Source organism: Cupriavidus laharis, from assembly GCF_914271435.1.
Taxonomy (GTDB): domain Bacteria; phylum Pseudomonadota; class Gammaproteobacteria; order Burkholderiales; family Burkholderiaceae; genus Cupriavidus; species Cupriavidus laharis.
The window spans coordinates 263,345-286,053 of sequence record NZ_CAJZAI010000004.1; the positions used below are offsets into that span (position 1 = coordinate 263,345).

The 22,709-nt window shown below is 62.1% G+C and carries 15 protein-coding genes; 8 read left to right on the top strand and 7 right to left on the bottom strand.

Annotated elements, in window-relative coordinates; translation table 11 throughout:
• Positions 1-29: 29 nt before the first annotated feature.
• Entirely contained in the window at positions 30-1,619 is a 1,590-nt protein-coding gene (tnpC, locus tag LDO29_RS11175; protein ID WP_224079844.1) for an IS66 family transposase, read from the top strand.
• Positions 1,620-2,185: 566 nt separating this feature from the next.
• Here the strand turns inward: tnpC and LDO29_RS11180 are convergent.
• From LDO29_RS11180 to LDO29_RS11190, 3 genes are all read right to left on the bottom strand, one after another.
• A complete protein-coding gene (locus tag LDO29_RS11180; RefSeq protein WP_224079845.1) occupies positions 2,186-2,527 on the bottom strand; it encodes a hypothetical protein in 342 nt (113 codons plus the stop codon).
• 420 nt (positions 2,528-2,947) lie between these two features.
• A complete protein-coding gene (locus tag LDO29_RS11185; protein ID WP_224079846.1) occupies positions 2,948-4,348 on the bottom strand; it encodes an ISNCY family transposase in 1,401 nt (466 codons plus the stop codon).
• 56 nt (positions 4,349-4,404) lie between these two features.
• On the bottom strand, positions 4,405-6,687 hold the full coding sequence (locus tag LDO29_RS11190) for an AAA family ATPase (RefSeq protein WP_224079847.1): 2,283 nt from the start codon (positions 6,685-6,687) through the stop codon (positions 4,405-4,407).
• 222 nt (positions 6,688-6,909) lie between these two features.
• Here LDO29_RS11190 and LDO29_RS11195 point away from each other — a divergent pair, with 222 nt between their 5' ends.
• Positions 6,910-7,710 carry a prohibitin family protein gene (locus LDO29_RS11195; protein ID WP_224079848.1) on the top strand — a complete coding sequence of 267 codons (801 nt, stop codon included), beginning with the start codon at positions 6,910-6,912 and terminating at the stop codon, positions 7,708-7,710.
• Here the strand turns inward: LDO29_RS11195 and LDO29_RS11200 are convergent.
• Positions 7,698-8,099, bottom strand: a complete 402-nt coding sequence (locus LDO29_RS11200) for an HNH endonuclease (RefSeq protein WP_318035502.1) — start codon at positions 8,097-8,099, stop codon at positions 7,698-7,700. The two genes, LDO29_RS11195 and LDO29_RS11200, sit on opposite strands and share 13 nt — an antisense overlap.
• Positions 8,100-8,334: 235 nt before the next feature.
• A complete protein-coding gene (locus LDO29_RS11205) occupies positions 8,335-11,064 on the bottom strand; it encodes an ankyrin repeat domain-containing protein (RefSeq protein WP_224079850.1) in 2,730 nt (909 codons plus the stop codon).
• Between the two features lie 192 nt (positions 11,065-11,256).
• Here LDO29_RS11205 and LDO29_RS11210 point away from each other — a divergent pair, with 192 nt between their 5' ends.
• Complete coding sequence (locus tag LDO29_RS11210; RefSeq protein ID WP_224079851.1) at positions 11,257-12,186, top strand: viperin family antiviral radical SAM protein; 930 nt, start codon at positions 11,257-11,259, stop codon at positions 12,184-12,186.
• Positions 12,187-12,775: 589 nt separating this feature from the next.
• Here LDO29_RS11210 and LDO29_RS11215 read toward each other — a convergent pair.
• Positions 12,776-13,099 (bottom strand): hypothetical protein, encoded by a 324-nt coding sequence (locus LDO29_RS11215; RefSeq protein ID WP_224079852.1) that lies wholly within the window; start codon positions 13,097-13,099, stop codon positions 12,776-12,778.
• On the opposite strand from LDO29_RS11215, the gene LDO29_RS11220 reads away from it, so the two are divergent.
• The 4 genes from LDO29_RS11220 to LDO29_RS11235 all read left to right on the top strand — a co-directional run bounded on the left by LDO29_RS11220 (position 13,076) and on the right by LDO29_RS11235 (position 19,015).
• Complete coding sequence (locus LDO29_RS11220; protein WP_224079853.1) at positions 13,076-14,908, top strand: hypothetical protein; 1,833 nt, start codon at positions 13,076-13,078, stop codon at positions 14,906-14,908. The two genes, LDO29_RS11215 and LDO29_RS11220, sit on opposite strands and share 24 nt — an antisense overlap.
• Complete coding sequence (locus LDO29_RS11225) at positions 14,905-16,872, top strand: coiled-coil domain-containing protein (RefSeq protein WP_224079854.1); 1,968 nt, start codon at positions 14,905-14,907, stop codon at positions 16,870-16,872. Before LDO29_RS11220 ends, LDO29_RS11225 begins: the two co-directional genes overlap by 4 nt.
• Before the next feature lie 11 nt (positions 16,873-16,883).
• Positions 16,884-17,813 (top strand): coiled-coil domain-containing protein, encoded by a 930-nt coding sequence (locus LDO29_RS11230; protein WP_224079855.1) that lies wholly within the window; start codon positions 16,884-16,886, stop codon positions 17,811-17,813.
• A 200-nt stretch (positions 17,814-18,013) separates the two neighbouring features.
• Positions 18,014-19,015 carry a helix-turn-helix transcriptional regulator gene (locus LDO29_RS11235; RefSeq protein ID WP_224079856.1) on the top strand — a complete coding sequence of 334 codons (1,002 nt, stop codon included), beginning with the start codon at positions 18,014-18,016 and terminating at the stop codon, positions 19,013-19,015.
• Here LDO29_RS11235 and LDO29_RS11240 read toward each other — a convergent pair.
• The gene (locus tag LDO29_RS11240; RefSeq protein WP_224079857.1) at positions 19,012-19,788 is read right to left on the bottom strand and encodes a hypothetical protein; all 777 of its coding nucleotides are present in this window, start codon (positions 19,786-19,788) and stop codon (positions 19,012-19,014) included. The genes LDO29_RS11235 and LDO29_RS11240 overlap by 4 nt on opposite strands.
• A 254-nt stretch (positions 19,789-20,042) precedes the next feature.
• On the opposite strand from LDO29_RS11240, the gene LDO29_RS11245 reads away from it, so the two are divergent.
• Positions 20,043-22,706 (top strand): PD-(D/E)XK nuclease family protein, encoded by a 2,664-nt coding sequence (locus LDO29_RS11245; RefSeq protein WP_224079858.1) that lies wholly within the window; start codon positions 20,043-20,045, stop codon positions 22,704-22,706.
• The last annotated feature ends 3 nt before the right edge of the window (positions 22,707-22,709 follow it).

Consider the following 22,709-nt stretch of genomic DNA (forward strand, 5'->3'; position numbering starts at 1 on the left):
GCTGCTTGGCGGCAGCAGTCTAACCCGCCATGCCATCCACGCCCGTCACCGTTACCGCCGCCGAGCTGCAACTGTTGCGCGACGCCGAGCGCGAGCTCAAGGCAATACTCGCGGAACGCGAGGCAATCAAGGGCGAGCTGCGTGTGATGACGGTCCAGCGAGACTTGCTCTTGGAACAGCTCAAGGCGTTCCAGCGTAAGCTGTTCGCCGCCAAGAGCGAGGCGCGAGGCTCGGAGCAGAAGGACTTGTTCCTCAATGAGGCCGAGGCCTTGGCGGCAGCGGCCGCGCAGCCGGCGCAGGAAGAAGAAGGTACGCCCGAGACCGAAGTGGCCGGGCACAAACGCAAGAAGCGTGGCCGCAAGCCGCTCGACCCGGCGCTGCCCCGTGTCGAGGTTCGTCACGAACTACCCGAATCGGAACGCGTCTGCCCCATCGATGGCCAGACTCTGGTCGAGATTGGCGTTGAGGTCAGCGAACAACTCGACATCGTGCCGCAGCAAGTCCGCGTGATCCAGCACCAGCGGGTCAAGTACGCCTGCCCATGTTGCGACGGCGGCATCAAGACGACGCCGGCACCGGCGCGCATTATTCCCAAGGGACTGCTTACCGAATCGGCGCTGGCCTGGTGCATCACCTCGAAGTATCAGGATGGCCTGCCACTGTACCGCCAGGCAGCGCTGCTGCATCGCTTTGGCGGGGACCTCTCTCGCGGCACCTTGGCCGCAAGCATAGTGCGCGTAGGCCAAGCGGTGCAGCCAATCATCAACCTGCTGCGCGACCATCTGCTGGAAGCCGACGTCGTGTACGGCGACGAGACAACGGTACAGGTGCTCAAGGAGCCCGGCAGGCCTGCCCAGAGAAAGAGCTTCCTATGGGCGCAGATGAACGGAACGGGCCCGCCGGTACGGTTGTTTGCCTATAGCCCGACACGCGAGACAAAGCAGGCCACTGCTCTCTATGCTGGCATCAAGCCTGGGGCGGTGTTGATGACCGACGGCTATGCGCCATACGACGACGTCGCAAACACCTATCAGTTGGTGCACCTCGGATGCTGGGCACACGCGCGCCGCTACCTGGTCGAGGCAGAGCAAGCCTTGCCCAAGGACAAGCGTGCCGACCACCCGGTCACGGGATTCCTGCTGCGCATCGGCAAGCTGTTTGCCGTCGAAACCCATACGCTCAAGATGAAGCCAGAACAACGGCAGCAGGTTCGCGCCGAACAGAGCCAGCCGCTGCTGGCCGAGATCGAAACGATGCTGCTGCAACAGTTGCATACCGTACTGCCGCAAAGCCTGTTCGGCAAGGCGCTGCACTACCTGCATGGGCAGTGGCCAAAGCTCGTGCGCTACATCGAGAACGGAACCTGGCCGATCTCGAACAATCCCTGCGAGAACGCGATTAGGCCATTCGTGATCGGACGGAGAAACTTCCTCTTCTGCGACACCGTGGGCGGTGCCAACGCCAGCGCAAGTCTTTACTCGCTGGTGGAAACCTGCAAGGCCAACGACGTCGATCCGTATCAGTATCTCGTTGCCTTGTTCAAGGCGTTGCCACACGCACAGACAGCCGACGACTACGAGGCTCTGCTGCCCTGGAGGCTCAAGCCCTCAACCGTCTAGCGGATACCGCCGGCGGCCGCAAGGGACGCCCTTAAAAGACCGCTTACGTAATGACTGCGGATCAGATGCGGCCGCTTGCCCGGTGCTCAGAGCGCGAACAGTACCGCAAAAGGACGTCAGTGCGTGAAGGCGAGTCAGACCTGGCCGTCAAACCCAACCGCAGAAAATTGTTGTCGTCCGATTGACGCACTCTAGTGGTACTTTTGTGAGCGAGCGGCATGACGATGCCGGGATGCAAGAGTCGTCGTCGCTGCTGTGGGAGTCCAGGTGAGAATTCGCACCATTCCGTAACGAGGAGCGCTCGCGCAATGTGAGACTTCTTATGGGTCGAGGTTTTGGCTTGGGGAGCGGGAAAGCGATAGGTCGGAAAATAGACGGAAATAGAGGTATCCGGAGATCCGCTACTGGCTTGGCTTTGCCGGCGATTTCGGGCAAAGAATAGCAATAGATCCATGTGGCTAACCGTACCGCAACCAGAGGCTATTGGCGGTCCACTGAGCGGGTATCCTTCCGACATGGGTGGCGCTCACCGCCCAATGCACTGTGTCTCACCAGTGTGAGGGGGCTTACTCCTGTCTTATGCGCTTATACCTGCAGCCGACAGTGATGAGCGTGCCATCTGCGACGATGGCATAGGCGTCAAGGTATTCACTGAGCCGGCCAATGAGGCCGCCGGCGTACGCGAGTACTCGTGTGCGGGCTCGGCGGTCGAAGAACAGGATTTCGGTGCCACGGGCATTTGGCCGACGGGCTCCGAATTGGTCGAGCAAGTCAATCACGAGCGGCGGAACGCCGCGCTGTTGGCTTCGAATTGCTGAATGGGCCGTCAGGTCCAGTCGCGGGCCGGAGGCTACGCTGCTGCTCTTAGGTTGGTATTCCTTGGCGTCTACTGCATCTTCCTTCGGCATGGTGTCTTCCTTGGTGTTGGCAATGGATGGAGCGTGGCGAAACACAAACGGATCGCAACAATTCGCATGAGGCGCTTATCGAGCGGCGCTTGGTCTTCGTCCCTAAGCCACATGCCTTTCTGGAGGTGAGAGATCCAAATTCATGGATGTCGGGCGGGTATGGCTGGATTCGATATGGACGAAAGCGCCCGGGTCAGCTCGTGGCTATTAACGGCTCTGCGCTCCACTTCCTCTGTCGAGGCAAAGTTGAAATGTCCGGGCGCCAGCAAAGTTGAAATGTCCGGTTGTCCGGTGTCCTTTCAGCTTGTTTGTTCTGTCTTTGGGGGCTGTTCCCGTAGGGTGGTGGGGCTGGCCTGACACGACAGAGTCCAGTTCAGGGTGGGGCTGTCATTCCAGCAGGGCCCCAGGAGCAGGCGGAAATCAGTTCTCAGTTCCGTTAAGCGGCCACGGTTGCTGCTGTAAGCGTTTTAGCGCTTCCAACATATCGTTCTGATCCAGCGAGCGCTGCGACTTCTTGCCTGATGGTCGCCCACGCTTGCGGACAACGCCTTCCGTGGCAGGCAAAGAGAGAGATCGCGTGTTGTCGCGTTTCTCCTGAACGTATTGCGCCAGTTGCAATACGTGCCCCAACCGTTTGTTGTCGACGATCGCACTTTGATCCACTTTCGATAGCCGGTCGTAGGTGGTGTAGGGCAGGGCGACGCCATTCGCGCGTGGCTCGATCCTGCCGTCGGCATAGTGATAGACATCGATATAGCGACCAGCCAACTTCCGATGCTCGGGTGTATCCGCCAGCAGGTAAAGCATCTTGTCGTACTGGATGGTCAGGCTCTTGGAAACGCAGCGCGGCTCGCGCCAAGCGAAGATCAGATCCAGGTTCTCGTCCGATCGCAGTGGACGATGCGCGTTATGGCTGTTGCGCGGGACTTTGGCAAAGCGCGCGTTGTAGTCCGCGATGAATTCGGGCATGAAGGCGTTGGCGGCTTCCTTGGTGCTGATATTGCGCAGGCGCAGTTCCTTGACCAGGCGGTCCTGCAGGGTCAGGTGGGTCCGTTCGACGCGCCCTTTGGCCTGGCTGCTGTTGGCGCAGATGCCCTCGATGTTCAGCTCGAACAAGGCCCGGGAGAACTGGGTATGCCCGTCGCCGCCGGTCGCGTTCGGATTGTTGACCCGGAAGACGCTGGCCTTGTCGCTGTAGAACGCGACGGGCTTGCCATGGCGCTCCAGGTAGGCACGGGTCGCGGCAAAGTACGTGAACGTGGACTCGGAATGGGTAAAGCTCAATTCCATGATGCGGCTGCTGGCGTCGTCGACGTAGACCAGCAGCGTGCAGGCCGGCGCGCGCTCCTCAAACCAGCGGTGATCGCAGCCGTCGATCTGAATCAGTTCGCCGTGGCAGGCACGGCGGTTGCGCGGCTGGTAGACCTTCGGCGGCCGCTGTTTGCGCGGTACCCACAGCCCTGATGCCGTCATCAGCCGCCGGATCGTTTCCTTGGACAACGTGAGTCCATGGCGTTCGCGCAGCTTCTCGCAGGCCAGCGTCGGCCCGAAGTCGGCGTAGTGTTCCCGGATCAGGTTCAGCGCCGCGGCTTCACGGTCGGCCGACAGCCGGTTGTTGCTCGGGCGGCCGCGCTTGCGGGTCACGAGCCCTGACGGGCCTTCTTGCCGGTAGCGCTCCAGCAACCGCCGCAATTGCCGGTCCGTGATCTCCAATCGTTCGGCGGCCACGCCGGGCCGCAACTGACCATCCACGACCGCCTGGACGGTCTTGAGCCTGTCTAACTCCTGCATGCTGACTGTAATGACCTCGGATTTAGCCATCCTCTGGCGTCTCCATCGTGTTCAACCGGGCAGGCTAGATACCACGAATGGACCACTCAGGCGGACATTTGAACTTTGCCAAAACCGGACATTACAACTTTGCCGCTACATCCTCCGCCCGTAGCCTCTGGGTTATGTAGAGCCGGACAGTGCGCAGCACGATTGCCTCTTCCACCAAGCGCCGATTCCACTGCACCGAAGGCAGGTTCCTCTTGCGGCCAAAAAGGCGCCAGCAAGGTGAAAAGCTCATCGCGCGATAGGGTGTAGTGTTTCAGCAGCGACATGCGGATAACGTCAAGCGCAGGGCGGTAACGGTCGACCAGGGACACGGTCGCCTCATACTCCTGGCTGGCCATTATTTCCACGTAAGCCTGTTCTTCCTGGCTCAGGACCGGCTTGTTCGAGCCATCGCGATGCAGGGTGAGGTCGATCGGTGCCTTCTTCATGCCAGAAGGCGCGAAGCCAAGCTGACCGACCATGTTCGCCAGAATCTGTGTCGCAGACTTGATGTCGCCGAGCGCTCCGTTAGTGATCAGCTTTTCGCCATAGACCACCGACTCGGCCGCGCGGCCTCCGTAAAGGCCACGCACTTGCCACAGGAGATCCTCCCGGGTGTAGAGCGGCACCTCATGATCGGTGCGTAGGGCGTAGCCGAGCGCACCCATATGGGACACCGACTCTACAGATACCTTCTGGGTCTGCTCCAGGACGCGAGCCACATCGAGAGATCTGCCGGCCTCGGCATGCCGCAGCACGCTAGCCAGAAAATGTCCGGCTTCATGTGTGGCAACAATCTCCCGTTTGTCCTCTTGGTCATTCATCTGCGCGCGATCAGTCAGTCCGATCATCGTGCGTTCGAAGGCGCGCATCAGGATCTTGTTGCTAAGCGGTGTGTGCTCCCGAATTGCGATCAGCGAGGCATTATCCACGAGCATTTCGAGGTGGGCCGGAGAGAACCCGGAGGTCACCGCGGCAAGGGTCTTGTAGTCGAGATCGCTCTCTTTGACGGAGTTGTCGCGACGGGCAAGGAAGTGACAAATCAAGGCCTCCCTTTCAAGGTGATTGGGAAGCCGGAAATTGACCTTGGTGTGGAATCGGCGTAGTACCGCCTCGTCCATGGAGGACGTATGCTGATCGAAATTGCTCGCGATGACCCAGATTACGTTCTTGTCATTCCTGGAACGCACGCCGTCCAGGATCGAGAGCAAGGCGTTTGGCGTAGCATCGTCGTGGCGTCGACTGTTCTGAGTCGAGCGCTGCATGAGCAGACTCTGGCCCTCGTCGAGAAACACCACGCATCGGCCAATTCGATTGGCGCAGCGGCTAAGTTTGTCCAGTGTCCGGGAGCCCCCGCCAATCAGGCCGGTTTCCAGTCGCGATGCGTCCATATAGAGCAGCGGGACGTTCAACCGCTTGGCTAGGGCGGACGCCATTTTTGTCTTTCCGGTACCTGCGGGACCTGTGAGCAAGACATGCCAAGTGCGGGTAATACCATGTCGTTCGAAAGTACTCCGCTGCTCCCAGAGATCGGCCAGTTGCGTGACCTCGTCCTTGATGTCCTTACTGCCAACGAGATCGTCCATCGAGACGGTGAGGTCCTTTGGCTGAATTACTCGAAACGGCTTTGGACGGAATAGGAAGTGTTGAGCGACGAGGAAGGTCATCATGGACAAGAGGGTCGTGCTCAGGAGCGATGAGAAATTGATCTTGTTCTCGCTGCTCAGGAAGGCCTCCGGCTCACCGTCGGATTGCTTGAAGCGAATCGGCGTCGTGCCCGCGAATAGGAGGGATTGCTCGAGGGTCTTATAGCTATCCGGAGGCAGGATTGACTTGGTGATGCGCCCATCCTTCCAGTACGTGACGATTGCCACGTTCTCGAAGGCACTGCTTCGGAAGACGTCGAATGATTCGATACCGTTACGATTCGCCACGATGCTGCCAACCGATACTTCCATGGCCTGAGCGAGGACGGATCTCTTGTTTTCGGCGCGCAGGGATGAATGCTGGGTCAGCAGAACTGCGGCCCCTAGCATCGGCACTAGGGCCGCCAGCATACCGTACAAGAGCCTCCGCTCATTGACGGGCATGCTCCCATAGGCGCGCTTGATCGCCTTGACGGCTCGGCGAATGGCGCCGCGCATTGCTCGGGGAAGGTTCACCACGTCAGGCTCCGTTGTAGTTGATGAAGAAAATCTACTATCGTTGCCTTTTGACGCAACCATTTGAAATGAGAACCCGTGCGCAAAGCCTTCCTCGGTAGCGGTGAACATAATGCCGCTGACCAAGGCTGATGACAGGGGCCAGACCCCTGCGTTACAGGTCGCGTCGAGTGCGCTCATAGCCAACTGGTCGACCTTAGGGCGAGTAACCGGTCGGATGATGAAAGAAGCGACCTTACGTGTTGCGGCTACCTCGGCGAAGGCTCCCCCGCCAACCTGCCCATGCCGGTGAGTCCGATGGTTGCAATTCCTTGCGTGACGTCGATCTTTTGCTCAAATGTGAATGGGTATCTGGTTGCATAGGTCCTTAATTCATATGTTTCTGAACAAGAGAGGTGTCGGATGGAGAGGCGCAAGAGAAAGCTGGCGTTGGGCGTGGCCGCCATTGTTGCGATTGGTTTGATTTGGACCTTTCGGCCGTTTGCGGTGGTTCCTGCGGGTTACCGCGGCGTGATGACAATGTTTGGAAGACCCAGCCCGACTGTCTACGCGGAGGGCATTCATTGGAGAACGCCGATCGCGGAGTCGCTGAACTTGGTGAATGTCTCGACTCTGAAGTCAGAGGTCGATGGCGAAGCAGCTTCGCGGGATCTGCAATCCGTGCAGATGCGGGTAGCATTGAACTACCACGCCAATTCGGAGTCCGCTGTGGCCATCTTCCGGGACTTGGGCAATGAGCCCGAAATCAGAATCGTCGCGCCTGCCATCCAAGAGAGTATGAAAGCTGTCGTCGCTCGCTATACGGCCGAAGAACTCATCACAAAGCGTGCCGACGTCAGTGCTGGCATTGTTACGCAATTGCGCAACCGCATGCTTCGTCATGGCTTGGCGGTCGACGAATTCAGCCTAATTAATTTCAGATTTTCGCGTTCCTTTGACGATGCGATCGAAGCCAAGACGACGGCAGAGCAACTGAAACTCAAGGCCGACCGCGATCTCGAACGTGTTCGGGTGGAGGCAGAGCAAAGGCTGACGATGGCGCAAGCGGAAGCTGCGTCGCTGCGTGCCCAGAAGGAACAGATAACGCCCGAGTTGCTCAAGCTCAGAGAGGTGGAGAACCAGCGCGAGGCCATTAAGCGATGGAATGGCGTGCTGCCGCAGTACAGCGGGCAGGCAGCGGTGCCATTCCTTCAGATCCGGTAGCTGGCAACCTTCGAAGTAGTGTTGGCCGCTCCACCTGAATACAGCCGCTTCTCGAAGACCCAGGATGCATGCCACCGTCTGCAGCGCATGAGTCGTTCAACGTATTCCTTGTGATGGGCGGCGTCCCGCGCGACTTTGCGATGGTGTCGTCCGGCGTTGCAGTAACGGCAGGCTGCCACGATGTTGCTTTGAGCGTTGTCGCCACCATCGACTCGAGCGTGTAAGTGCTCGGCCGTGCATTGAAGGTGTCGTGCTTGTTGGGCGGAGAGATGGAAGGTCGCTGCGAACGCTTCCATGGATTGCTCCCACATGGGGCAGTGGCAATAGAAGCAACGACCGGATTGATGATGGAAGGCGCGGGTGCGTGAACGCGCGACAGGCGAGGGCATGAGCGATCCTTTGTTCAGGAAGATTTCGGAAACGTCGAAACCCGCTCGCCCTTAGAAGGCATACACGGGAACCAGCCAAGTAGCTCGTGCTGGCACCACTTCAGCTCCTAACGGAGACTGACGGGAAGGAGTGTAGCCTTACATTTCCCTGAGACACAAGGGGTGCCGGGCCGATTCCTTGCAGGATTGCAGCAAGGGTCGCCCCGGCCGGCAGGGTGAACTCGCTTGGTTTTTCCTAGTTATCGGTGGTCACGCGACGCAGGTACTCCACGCAAGAGACATAGTCGCTGTGCAGTCCGATCTTCACTTGGTTGGCGTTCATGGCGCGCTCGAAGACCGCCCAACCATCCAGGATGTCCTCGCCCATTTCGAGCGGTGTAAGCCCATCCGCATTGGCAAGGTCGAGCAAGCCGGGATCCGCCTTCACCAGAGGGGGCAGCATGTCGGAGCGCCCGAGCCTAAGCGCCGTGTGCAACGCGCTGTTGCCCTTGTCATCCTCGACGATGTGCAAGTTGGGGCGGCATGCGAGGATGGCGGTCAAACACTCGGGCGACCCGCCTTTCACCACGGCGTGGACTGCTGTTCTGCCCAGAAAGTCCCGCTGGTCGACGGCAGCGCCCGCTTCGAGCAGGGTCCGGACAATCAGAACATCATCGCGATCAGCCGCGAGGATTAGGGGGCTCTGCTGCTTGAAATCCGTGATGTTCGCTTGCTCAGGCCATGCCTTGAGCAGGAGGCGGATCGCGTGGCGGCGCCGTTCGAGATGCCCGGCAAATCGACGGACTTCGTCGGTCAACTCGGCCGGAACCATGGATTGCATGCCCGGCATGTTTGCTTCGAGGCCGTTGAGCAATTTCAGCCAACTCAGCAGGACAGAGTCGCCACGCACGCTGTCCAACGCATTCTCGCGGAACACTTTGGCGTTTTCGTCGAACCAGTGCAGCAGACTGTCCCAGTCGCCATTCTCGATCATCCGAGAAGTGTCACCCAGAATTTTCTCCACCTGCGCCTGGGCGATTGGCCGCTCCTTGGGATAGCCCGGGTAGGGCTTGTAGAGCGTGTCCCAGAAGTATTCGGCGACTTCTTTCGCCACGTCCTCGATGTTGATGTCCCTGGGATGGCCTTCGATGATGGTGCTCGCCAGCATGATGCGATACGGGCGCTCATGCTTGACGGGGTCGAGCCGCCGATCCGCGACAAGCGTTGCCATCAGGTCGCGCGCCGCCTCTGCGAACAGTGGTCCAAAGTTGCGCTGGAAGCCACAGTCAATGGCTTTCCTAAAAAACTCCACTGCTTGCTTGAATTGATTGCGCGCGAGACAGTGCTTTGCCCGATATTGCAGCAGCGGCAATGCCCAGGTATCGCGCCCAGGATTGCTCTCGGCTTCATCCAGCAGCGCCTCGACGCGCATTTCGACGTCGCGGGGCCTGTCCGAAGGGCTGCAGTTAAGCAGGTTTCCCAGTGCGCAGACGATTGCGCCTACCACCTGTTGGGGGGACTTCGCGAGTTCCCTCATGCGCTCGATGGCAGCCTGGCGTGCCTTTGGTGAGGCGTCGTCGGACAATGCCAACTGGCAAACTGCAAGGTAATCCGTTTCCGCCTGCAAGGCTCGCCAGGGCGAGGACCTGCGGGCCCGGTCTTTCAGCGCGATTTCCCGCTTCCTGCTCTCAACAAGATCTTTCAGCAGCAAGGCCTTCGTCTGCGCCACGCGTAGCGTGTCCGCACTATCCAGCGCAAAAAAGTCGTCAAGGGGCGCCTGTGCGTCTAGCGCGGCGAAGCGGTGGGTCAGCAGGTCGGCGACCTCGCTTTTCGCAGTCGCGCGGCGCGACGGCGTGACCGAGAGGAAAAGCGTCTCCAGGTCCAGGTCCGGAAGGCGCCTCTCGAAAAACACGTCCAGTTCCCATTCGGTCTCGGCGCTCTTATAGGCTTCCACCGTAGCGTTGTAGCTCAATCGAAACAAGGCAAAGAGTTGCAGCACCTTGTTTTCATTGGCATTGCCGCAGGTGAAGGCAACGCCCGGGCACAGGAACTCCACGAGGCGCTTGTAGCCGTCCTGCACCGCACGCGCGATGCGCAGGCGCTGACGAATGGTGCCCATTGACGGTCGGGCATAGCGAAGTTCGAGGAGCCGTACGAATTCTGCTTGCTCATCGATCGATGCATCGCCATGCATGACCGCTTCAATGCGGCCAGGCTGCCCCATCGGGATCTGCGAGCGCAGTGCTTCGGCGTCCAGCTTCTTACGACGAATGAAGGTCAGTGCAGCGGCGAGCCGCTTTTCGTGAGACAACTCCCCGGATAGCTCAAGGGCGCCCTGGAATTCCAGGATAACGTTGTCCCGGAAATAGTCCCCGATCGACTTGGCATGGGGGATCGTCTCGTCGCGCCATTTGTAGAGTGTCCGCTTGATCTTCTCGGCCGCGTCGGCGTCGGGGTCGGCTTCAGTCCTGGCGGCATTCAGCGCAAGGGCGAGCTGATCTATGGATTGGCCACAAAGGTCCAGGAGCCAATCAAATACCTGCGGTAGTGGGAGGGAAACCGTTTGTGTCGCCGGGTCGACGTTGGGAAGAAACCAGAATTCGCCGCCGGGCATACCGGTGTCGAAGGGCTCGTCTAGCGTGCAGCTTGCGAGTATGCGCCCCGCCGCCGGCGCGTAGGAGAAAGCGCACATATGCCAGACCACCTGCTGAGCGCTGGCATCAAATGTCCAGACATTATCGGAAAGAAAGCGATGAAAATTCGACCAGTCGCCCAGGTTAAAAAGAGCAATACGGCGGGCTGCGTCGCCTATTTCGAGGGCATCGAAAATTCCCTCGATCTCGCCCTTCATCATGTCAATATGACTTTTGAGCCTCTTTTCCAGTTTGATGAACTTTTCTTTGTTCTTCGTATGCGACGGACGCTCGAGGCCGATGCACTGGCTAATTTCGAGCAGAACGGACTCGAAAGTGGGGAGGATGGCCATGGCAGTGGGAATGGAGGTGGATAGGAAGCCTCATTCTGTGCGAGGGCAGGATGGAAGCCAATGAACTTTCGCGTCCCCCTATTGGTTGAGGGCCCTGGGTGGCCGGGATCCATGGGGGACGGGGAAGTTCATATCGCCGCGGCCGCGCCGTAGGCAATCTGGGGGCTTCCACCATTTCCCCGGAGAGTCACTTTGCGGCAAGCCGAAGCAACGCATCTGCCCAACTCACGCGAGTTGGTCCTCAACTGGCATGTCACCGAGGCGTGCAATTACGGTTGCCGCTACTGCTACGCCAAGTGGGACAACGCCGAGTCCGGTCGAGAACTGATCCATGACTGGGCCGGCACGACGCGCCTGCTCCAGGAACTCCAAGCGTTCTTTGCGCCCGGGAGCGCAACCAACCCACTGACGGCTTCAATGGAATGGACGTCCGTGCGGCTGAACCTCGCCGGCGGTGAGCCACTGCTGTATGGCCGGCAGGTTCTGCGCATCGCAGCGCTCGCCCGCGAACTGGGCTTTGGCGTTTCGATCATCACCAATGCGAGCTTGCTGATGCCCGCCCTGGCGGAAGGGCTGGCCGGCTACTTGTCATTGCTCGGTGTCAGCCTGGACTCCGCAAGCAGCGACTCCAATCGGGAGATCGGTCGTCTTGACAGGCGAGGGCGGCAGATTACGCCCGACACGCTGGAAGGAAGCCTTGCGGCCGCACGACGGATCAATCCGGAGCTTCGCCTGAAAATCAATACGGTGGTCAACGCCCTGAACTGCGACGAAGACATGACGCCTCTGATCAGGAGACTAGCACCGGAAAAGTGGAAGGTGCTCAGGATGCTGCCGATCGTGACATCCGATCTCGCCGTCTCTGATGCGCAGTTCGGCACCTTCGTGCAACGCCATGTCGGCCACAGCCTGCCGCTGCAGGTGGAAGATAACGCCGACATGACCGAGTCCTACATCATGATCGATCCACTGGGGCGCTTCTTCCAGAGCGCGGATTCACGCATAGGGTACCAGTACAGTCAGCCGATTCCACGCGTCGGCGCGGTCTCCGCCTTCCCGAAAATCGCGTTGTCGTTGGCGCGATATCTGTCTCGATATTCCTCGACGGGCACCGTGCGATGAGGTATTCCTCAGGCAAGGAGATTGATGACCTGGTTCGCCGGCTCGTCAGGGACGGCTGGAGATTCAGGCGGGGTGGCAGACACGGCCGCCTGTTGCACCCCTATAACCAACGCGCGGTGATAGTGCCGTGTACCCCGGGCGATCGACGGGCGTGGCTGAACTTCCGGCAAGACGTGAAGAAAGCTAATCGGGCCATCGAAGAGAGGGAGGTCAAAAAATAGTTTCGAAAACGTGAAACGCCCCGCAACATCTTTGTGACCTAGGGTGTTGATTTGCGCCGAATCCTGACCCACCCCAAAGGGTGTTAGGTGTCGCTTGGAGGCACGACCTTCACCGGCATCGGCAGTGCGAAATCGGCAATCAGGCCGAATCGGTCTTGTTGCGAATCCCATCGGCAGGCGCCTTTTGGGGCCGGTTCCCTTGTGGGGCCAATCTGCTGGGCAACGCCTTCCGTATCTGTGCATCGAATGAGCAGAATGGAATTTACAATCGGAGAATTCGAGCTCGCTCGATTCCCGAGACGTACGCCGATCTTAAGATCTGGGCGAATCTGCCGTGAAGAGTCAGGTTCCCCGTCTTTCACAACACGTCATTCATGCAAAAGCCTGAACTGCTGCTGTCCAATCTCAATCGCTCGTTGCGGGAACTGCGAGGCGCTGTCGCCTTTCTGGACGCCGACAAAGAGGACAAGACCCTCCAGAACGGTCTCGACGACGTCTTGCGGCGGCTGCATCTGGCGGAGCTCGTTGCCAATGAGCAGTTCATCGCGATTGGTGGCACGCAGGGCGCGGGCAAGACCACGCTGATCCGGTCGATGTATGGCCTGAAGGGCTCGGAAGAAGCGGAAGCCGAGGCGTGGCTGCCCGACAAAGCCGGGCGGGGCGAACGGTTGCCGGTGCTGATCCAGGAGCATGAGAGCGTCGAGAAGCCCGAGGGCCATCTGCGCCGCTTCAAGCCGGCATCCGGCGATCAGAAGCAGTATCGGCTCGTGACGGAGCCGGCGGATTCGCCGCAAACGTTCCGTGACGCCTGCATGGGCAAGATTCCGGATGTCGCGCTGCCCATCCTCCGGGTGCCGCGCACGTATTTTGCAGTGGACGGGCACGGTTTCATGCTGCTGCCGGGGTATGAGAAGGAAGACGACAGCAATGCGTCCTGGCAGTCCCTGATGCGCCAGGTGCTGTCGGGATGCAGCGGCCGGATCGTCGTGACCGACGGTTCCCGCCTAGCCGATGCCAGATCGCTCGATATCACGCGCGACCTGCAGGCGTCGCATCTGGAGGGCGATCGTCCGCTGGTGCTGATCACGAAGACCGAGGAGTTGCTGTCCGCTAACGCCATCGATGCGCTGGACTCACTGCGGGGCGTAGCCGCGAAGGCGTTTGCCGTGCCCGAGCAGGACGCCGCGGAGATGATCCTGTGCACGGGCACGGGCGCGGACGTGATGGACCAATGGAGGGTGGCACTGAAGGACATGCTGCCTTCCGTCATACAGACGTCGGCGAAGGTACGCGACAGGCAACTCGAGCACGTCCACAACCTTTTGAACGAGGAACTGAAGCCGCAACTGGCCGCGGTGCGCCACGCGCTAGCGATGCGCGGCACGGACTCCGGGACCGATGGCGAAACCCAGTGCGGCGAGGCACTCAAGGCATTCGATGGCGAGCGCAAGTACCTGCGTGATCTGTACGCGAAGGCCGTGCGGGACATCCTCAAGCAGCAGGCGACGGAAGCGAATGACAGGCTCCTGAATCTCCTCAAGTCGGAGCAAGGCTTCGGCAAATGGTCCGGGAGTATTGGCGAAAAGCCTGCGGAAGCCGACAGGAAGCTGTTGAACACACTGAAATCCGCCTGGGGCGACCCGCAAAAGTTCCATCTGGCCCATGCCACGGAACTGGGCAAGCTGACCGCAGTTCAGCTTGGCGGACCCAACACCCTGATCGAGGGGAAGCTGCCGGAAGGCGGTGGTGCCGTGGCCCGGCTCGGGTATCAGGAGAAGGAGAGCTGGAAGCAGATCGACAACAGCGTGATTACCGATCTGACCGTCCTGTTCGGCAGGCCGCCGCAGAATGGCTCGCTTGTGGAAGGCGCCGATGACGTGGGCACGACCGCGTTGCGTAGCGTCAGGCTGCTTCCCGCGTTGACGCTCGAAATGGCGCGGATTGCCGCGCTGTTTCCGGCGGCCTTCGCGGTGGACCCGACTACGGGAAAGCGGCTGGACGGCGATCCGGCCAAGCGCATCGGCGAGGATTTTAGCGCGCTGCAGGGCGTCAGCACCAATATCATCAAGGGCCTTGCGCTGATGCTGGCCGTCGATTTTGCGGCGGACGGCACGGTGCAGACAATTCCTGCCCTGTTGGGGGCCCTGGGCGTCGCCGGCCCGGTGGCCACGGCGCTGGCCGGCATTGCTGGCGCCGCCGTCGTGGGCGCTGCAGTACTGCGCGAAGTGAATCGCCACGACCGCCATGTCCAGACGCAGGCCCAGCGGTCGTTGACCTTGATGGGCGAGAGTGTGAGTGCCGAACTGCTGGCGAATTTCGATGCCTTGATGGAGCATGTGCGCCGTAGTCTGTCGGACCGGCTGGCCGTGCGATACAAGCTCGATGAGACGTGGACCCGCCGCGACCGCATCGCCAAGGCGCTGGCCAACGTGTCGTCCTTGCGTCAGGACCTGCAGTCGCAGGTGGCGGCGGGCCGGTTCGTGTTGCCCGGCCAGGCATGAGCCTCGCGGAATACTGGCGCGGACTGCACGACAACCGTCTTGCGTGGGCCCATGAGGCGTATCGGCAGTTCGTCGATACGCTGGACGAGAGCGTGCGGGAATGCTTCGCCAATACCGACGGCGAGGCATCGGTGGCCCTGTTTGGTCGCACGCAGGTTGGCAAGACGTCGTTGCTGCTGATCCTGATCGGCGTGCATTCGGACTGGCTCGATCACGCGGGGAAGCTGCTGCGCGGCGGCCGTGGTGCCGGCCAGTCGGCCACGGCAACCGCCATGCAATACCATCGCGCGTCGGGTGAACGGTGGCACATCCGCTTCGACGACAGGGACATAGATGTGCCGGACACCGGGCTGGAATCCGAACTTGCCGACATCCGCGAGCAGGTTGAGGCAGGGAGGTGGCGTGGCACGGATCCGATTCAGATCGGTATTCCCTCGCAGTACTTCGAGCCGGCCTCGTCCGACGACGTGCAGGCGCAAGGCGATGCCCTGGCGCGGATTGCTCCGCGGATCGGCGTGCGCATTCTCGACCTGCCGGGCGACAGCCCGCGCAACGAGAACGAGCGAAAACATGTGCACGATGTCGCGCAGCGGTATCTCCCCGTTGCAGACCTGATCCTGATGGTCGGCAAGCTGGATGACCTGTCGTTCCTGAATCCCGAGGCGATGCGCCTGCCCGGCATTCGTGACTGGCGGTATGTGCCCGACCGCTTCCGCATCGTCACGACGTACTCCTATTCGCTGCAGTCCGAACGGGAATGGGCGAAGCGGCAGGGCACCCCCGACGTCAATGCCATTCGTGCCCATTTGCACGAGCAGATCCAGACGCATGGCATTGAGCTGGACGCACGCGCCGGCAAACCCGAGCTGCTCTATGCCGTGGATATTGGCAAGTCATGGCGCGCGCTGAAGTCGTCGGACCCTGAAACGTTTGAGCGTATTCAACAAGCCAATGCCGCCATGATGGCCGCGCTGATCCAGGATGTCGGCACATCGGCGACCGAACACGGGCGCCTGCGCCTGGCCGCGCAGAGTCATATCTATGCCGCGCGCGCCAAGAAAGCCGAGCTTGCGCGGATGGAGCAGGCAAAGGCGGATCAGAAGGCCAGGCGTGACAGCATCGAAGGTGACTGCACGAAGCTCCAGGTCGCGATCGCGTCACTGGAAAAGCGGATTGAAGATGACCAGCAGGCGTGTTTCGAAGTGGAACGCCTGGACCGGATTCCCGGCGACTTCCATGGCGCGCTGAAATGGCCTGGAGAAAGTCTTGAAACCCTCGACAATTTGCCATCCAGGGCCAGTGCCCTCCAGGAATACATCGCAAAGTGTTGCAACACGCTCGTGGAATGGGCGATCGAAGATGTCCCCGGCATGGTCGATGACCTGGCATCGCCGTTATCCGTGGTGGATCCTCTGTCAACGCCGGTCGAACGCAGGCAGCTCCGGAACGTGGTGGAGTACTGCTTCTCGGATCTGAACGCGAGGCTGGCCGGATACTTTTGGGATCGGTATCTGCCTGCGCTTTTCGACCAGTTCGCCACCGACAAGGCGGCGTTGCGGCAGGCAATGACGGTCGCCCGGGAGGCGGCGGTTCGACACAGTGCCTACGTCTGGCAGCGGGAACTTCGGGTGGCGCGCGACCAGCGGGAAGGACTCCTGCAGCAAAAATATCGCGACCGCCAAGCCAAAAAGACGGCGCTGGACGAACTAGAAGCAGGGCGCAAGAAGGTGTCTGCTCGTATCGCTGAGCTGGAGTCGGATATCGCAATCCAGGGCGAACGCACTAGCGAGGAGCGGAAGCTCGGCGAGCGGTTCGAATCGGAACTGCGAGACGCCTGCGCCAGGGAAGTGAAATTGCGCCGGGAGCGTGCGAAGAACGCTGCCACCGCGCCGCGCCGCCTGCTGGAACTGCTCGCCGCCGAAGGAGTTGCACGAGAGCTTCACAAGCTTCTTGTTCGACATTGATTTAGACAAACATGGCAACTGATTCCGACGACGTAGTCGAACTGACCGCACTGCTGAACCGCGTGATGGGCGAGCCGCTGGCACCGCTGCGCGTACAGGCCGATCTCCTGCAGGAACGTATTAGCAAGCAGCATTCCGAAACCAGTAAGAAGCTGAATGCGCTGGACGGGTCTTTGGACGAGGCCCACCAGAAGATGGATGGGCTGGAGCGGCAGATTAACGGGTTGAAATCGGATCTTGCGAGGGAGAACGGCAAGCTGTCGGAAAGCCTGGACCGCCTGCACACAACCTCAGAGACGCAGCAGGCCGATCTGCTGGCGCAGCTTGGCGATCTTCGCGCTACGTCCGAAACTCGGCAAACTGATCTGATGACGCAGTTCGGCAGCCTGTGCGCTACGTCCGGAACCCGGCAGGCCGAACTGTTGGCCCAGCTTGACGCCCTTTGCACGGCGGCTGACTCCCGGCAGGCCGACTTGCTAGCGCAGCTTGGCGACCTGCGTGCAACGGTAGATGCCCGCCAGACCGATCTGCTCGCACGGTTCGACACCCTTCGCGGAACGTCCGATTCGCAACAGAAGGGCTTGATGGCGCGGTTCGATGCCGTGGACAGACTGTCCGTGGCCGTGGACGATCTCGGGTTGCTGCAACGTCAGCAGGCCGTGACCGGCCGCGACACCCTGACGGCAGTCCAGTCGCTGTTGGCTTTGGCGGATAGACTGCGCGCCCATGTGGGCCAGCTCGACGCGGCAATCGTCGGCCAGGTGGACACGCACGTGGAACGCCGGCTGTCCGAGATCAGGGCGTCGATGCAATCGGCGCTGGAGACCACGTCCGCAGCCACGCATGGCCGTATGCGGGGGCAGTGGTACTGGCTGCTTGCCATCGGCCTGCTGAACTTGGCGGGCGTGGCCGGCGTCGCGGCGTTGTTTCTGTCCCGTTAGCTTCTGTCTGGCGGCGCGCAGCGGATCCCCCTTCAGTAGGGGTCGCTGCCGCGCAACCGATGGCCGGCATCCGCTACGATTGAGGCCTTCGAAGGCAGGTGCGTCAGACGCATAGCGATACTAGTATGTCGAGTTCCAGAAGGTGGCCCCGTCTGCGGGGCGAGATTCTGCGCTGCATGCCGGCGGCGGCCGGTGAACCGATGGCTTCGGGCCAGATCATTGCAGCGGTGCGGGCCCGGTTTGCCTCGGATCCGCCTAGCCGACACACCATCCAGCGCGCACTGGAAGAGCTCGAAATCGCGGACATGGTTCGCAAGCATGGTACGTCGCGAGACCGGGTATGGTGGCGTACGGACAAGCGCGAGGTGTCCGAGCTGGCTCGCCGGCCGCCGCTGGAACTGGCCATTGCCCTGCTCACGCTCAAGCGCCATGCTCCCAATCACCTGCCGGAGCATGTCAGCAGCGATCTTCAGGTTTACTTCAGCGCCGCCGAACGCGTGCTGGAAGAGAGTCCCACCGATTCGTCGCTGAGCCATGCGCGTGCATGGGGCGGCAAGACGGTTCGAGTGAATGCGGGCTATCCGCTGGTATCCCCGCCCGTGGACGATGTTATCTGCAACGCGATACGTAAGGCGCTGTATCTGTGCCGCGTGCTCGATATCAGCTATCGAAACTCGCGGCTGGATACCGATACACCCGTGGCCTACGAAGTCGTGCCGCTGGGACTGGTAGAACGCGGTCCCGTGCATTACCTCGTGGCTAGCCGGCAGCGTCGTGGCGGTGGGTTTAGCGTCTACCAGTACCGGTTGGACCGATTTGTGTCAGCGGTGTGCACCGACATCCCTGGCGTGCCGGATCCAGCGTTCGATCTCGACGCTTACGTGCGCGACAACCAGTCATTCTCGTTCCTGCCCGAAGGGCAGATTCGGCTGGAATTGCGGGTGCGCGAGGAAGATGAATTCCGTCACCTGTTCCGCGAGCAATGGCTGGCACCGGACCAGGAGATTGTGGATGAGCCCGGCGGTTTCCGTTTGACTGCGACCGTCACGCTGTCGGTGGCGCTACGCAACCTGCTGATGGAACGCAGCGCGCGCGTGGAAGTGCTGTCGCCGCCCACGCTGCGGCAGCAGATCGCCGATCACCTGCGCCAGGCCAGCCGCTGCTATGACGCCACAGCCGCCGACCCGGGCGTTCCGCATTAGGCCGTGGGCCAATCCGTGGAGGGCGCGGGCCACGGGTAGGCCACCAGGATCTCGGCTGTCAGATCCAATGTGCAGGGTCGGCGCCGGAACAGGCGCAGGCGGTCACGCATGAGCGGGTTCAGCGAGACGGTGTCATTCACGACGCCGGTTTCGGCGGCCACCGCAAGGCGGCCCGGCGCGGCATGGCTGAAGTTTAGCGCAGTGGTGATGGCTGCGGTCAGCCGGCGCGCCAGCGTGTCGCGATCGGGACCCTTTTCCCTCGACAAAATGCACAGGGCGTTCGTCGCCGCCAGATCATGGATGTTCCACAGACGCTCCGCCGGCGCGGTAAGCATCGGCTCGACCATCGTGCGCGCAATGACGTGGAGCGCCCCGGCCAGACTGTGCGCGCCGGAGAGAATCCAGCAGCCCCGCCGATCTTGCGGCAGATGAAGCGTCGAGCCCAGCACCAGTGCCACTTCGCTGCTGCCGCGCCGCCAGGCCCTTTCCATGGCATCCACGGGACCCATCGCATTCCAGCGCGCGCCGCCCGAAATGCCGGAGAGGCGCGTCGCGTCGACCAGGTGGACCACGAGGTCCACGCGCTGCTCGGCGCGCGCATCGACGGACCAATCGAGACGTCCGTCGAGACCGGGCAGGTCGGGCAGCAGGCTGGCAGCCTCCTGCGCGGTGAACCCCCAGTGACGCAGCAGCACACGCTGGCGGCGCGGCTGGACGATGGCACGGCGGGCGCTGGTGGCGGCACAGTGACGGATGGGCGAGATGGCGTACATGCGGGTTCTCCAAAAAGTCCGACAGGGAACGCATTCTGCTCAGCCATCTGCGCATCGCATGCACAGATGCGGCGGTCTAATGCAAAGCCATGGACGGCGCTGGCGACGCGGGGACGTGCATCCCTTACCGAGGGGCTGGCGGCGCGGAACGGAAGCCTTGAGCATGCGGGCTTCCACGCCGATATCAGTACGGTTGGCAATCGGGTGACATGTGGCGCGTTGCGCCGGGCACCGAAAAAAAAAGGATGAAAGGCATGGCGGCAGGTCATCGACACACGATCATCACGCAAGGCCGTCTGGCCATGCGGCACTTGCGCCTGGACGCGGCGCGCAACCGGCGCAACGGCGAGCAGGTGCTCGACATCGAGCAGCTCGCGGCGCGGCTGGCCGGCGGATTCTTCCTGCCGCTGGACGATGACACGCTGCTGCAAGCCTTGCAGGCGGTGCTGCCTCGGACGGACCTAGGCGAACTCGAACAGATCAAGATGCTGCCCGGCCTGGCGGGCGCGGCGGCGGACACCCTGCGCAAGGTCTGGCGCGCGGGCATCGATTTGCAGGCGCGCGCGCATGAACACCCGCGGCTGGCGGCAATCGCGCGGTTGGAGTCCGCCGTGCGCGACGCCTTGCCCGCAGCCACGCCATGCCTTCCCGCGCTGATTCAGGCGGCCATGCAACGCATCGACATGGCCCCCGCGTTGTTTGGTGCCATCACATGCGTCGGCATGGCGGACATCGCTCCTTGCTGGCGCCCGATGCTCATGGCGCTTGAGCATCGGCTGGAACTGCGCTGGGTGGCCGGGCCGCGTCCGGTGCCGAACTGGTTGGAGCTGGCGAGCGGCAATGTGACGACGGCACCGCCAACGACACCGGCGATCAGCGTTTGCAGCGCGGCCACCGCGCAACATGAGGTCATCGAGGCCATGCGCTGGGCCCGGGACCTGATGGCCAGCGGGCGCGCGCGCCCCGAGGAGATTGCCATCGCAGCGGTATCGCCGGCCGAGTATGACGACGACTTCCTTGCGCTGCGTGCAGACGCCAATCTCGATCTGCACTTTGTTCACGGCGTATCGGTGCTGGCCAGCCGCGATGGCCAAGCCGCGGCCGCGCTGGCCGACATCCTGGTGCGTGGTCTGTCGCAGGTACGCATGCGCCGGCTGGCGCGGTTGTGCGCGGGCGGCAGCGGCTTGCTCGGCGGCCTGCCATCGGGCTGGACGCGATTGCTGCCGGCCGAAGCACCCATGACGTCAGCCGCGGCGTGGGACCGCTGGCTTTCGCGCATGCGCGTGGAGGACTGGCCCGACGCGCAAGACCATGGGGCTGCATTGCGCCGCGCGCTAGACCTGCTGGGGCAGGGCGTGCAGCCGGCGCGCGAAGCTGGCGAGGTGCTGCTGCGGGGCCGCCCGCTGGCCATCTGGCGGCGCGCGCTGCTGGCCGGCCCGGCCGCCGCGGTCGACGTCACGCTCGGTACCCTCAAGCAGGACGACGGGCTGGAGGCGTGTGCGCACGTCGCATGGATGCCGGCCGCGTCGTTGGCGGCCTCGCCCCGCCGCTTCGTACGGCTGCTGGGACTGAACTCATCGCGCTGGCCGCGCGGCGTCAGCGAAGACCGGTTGCTGGCCGACCATATCGTGCCGTCCGCGGAACTGGATCCGCTGCCAGTCAGTGCGGCGGACCGACGCGACTTCCAGATCATTGTTGCCACCACGCCGGACCAGGTGGTGCTGTCCCGAGCGCGGCGCGATGCCGAAGGGCGACTGCTGGGACGCAGCCCGTTGCTGCACGACATGCCCGAGGAAGTCTGGCTGCGCCGGCATGGTGCGATGGCACACGCCTTCAGTGAGACGGACCGGCTGTTGTCGCGTACCGACGAGTTCGCGGCGCTGCCGCAGGCGCGCGCCGCGGTGCAATGCTGGCAGCACTGGCACGGTACCTCGCTGACCGCCCACGATGGGCTGGTGCGGCCCGATCATCCGATTGTCGCTGCCGCGCTGGCGCGTACGCAGTCGGCCAGTTCGTTGAGCCGGCTGTTGCGCAACCCGCTGGGTTTCGCGTGGCAGTACATCTTTGGCTGGCGCACCCCGCAAAGCGGCAGCGAACCGATCGTGCTCGATGCGCTCAGCCTGGGTAACCTAGTGCACCTGGTACTCGATCTCGCGGTACAGCGTCTGGAAGCGCGGGGCGGTCTGGCGTCGGCCAGCCCGGCGGCCATCGATGCGGCCGTGCGCGACGCTACGATTGAGGCTTCCGCCCAATGGGAGGCGGAGACGCCCGTGCCGCCCGCCGTCATCTGGAGCCGTACGCTGGACGATGCACGCACGCTCGCATCGCGCGCCCTGCGGCATCGCGATCCACGGCTGGCCGACGCGCAGGCCTATGCTGAAGTGCCGTTCGGTGGCAGTGCGCCGCGCTCCAGCTTGCATGCTGCGCCGTGGAACACCGACGATCCCGTGGAAATTCCCGGCACGGGCATCCGAATCAAGGGGTATATCGACCGGATCGACATCTCGCGCGACGGTCGTCTGGCCGCGGTCACCGACTACAAGACCGGGCGCCCGATCAAGCCGGATGACCGCCTGCGCGGTGGCAAAGAACTGCAGCGCTGCCTGTACGCGTTCGCGGTCCGGGCGCTGCTCGGCACCGAGATCGATATCCATGCGGCACTGCTGTTTCCGCGCGAGGATCTGGCGCTGCCGCTGGTGGATCCCGTCCAGACGCTGGACGAGGTGACCTGCCACCTGCGTACCGCGCAGCAGAGCCTGCTGGGCGGCGCGTTGGTCGCGGGGGCCGATACGGGCAGCGACTATGACGATCTGCGCTTTGCACTGCCCGCGAATGCCTCGGCCACCTACCTGCGCCGCAAACAGGCAGCCGTACTGGAACGCTTGGGCGCTGCCGCCCAGGTATGGGACGCAAAATGAGCT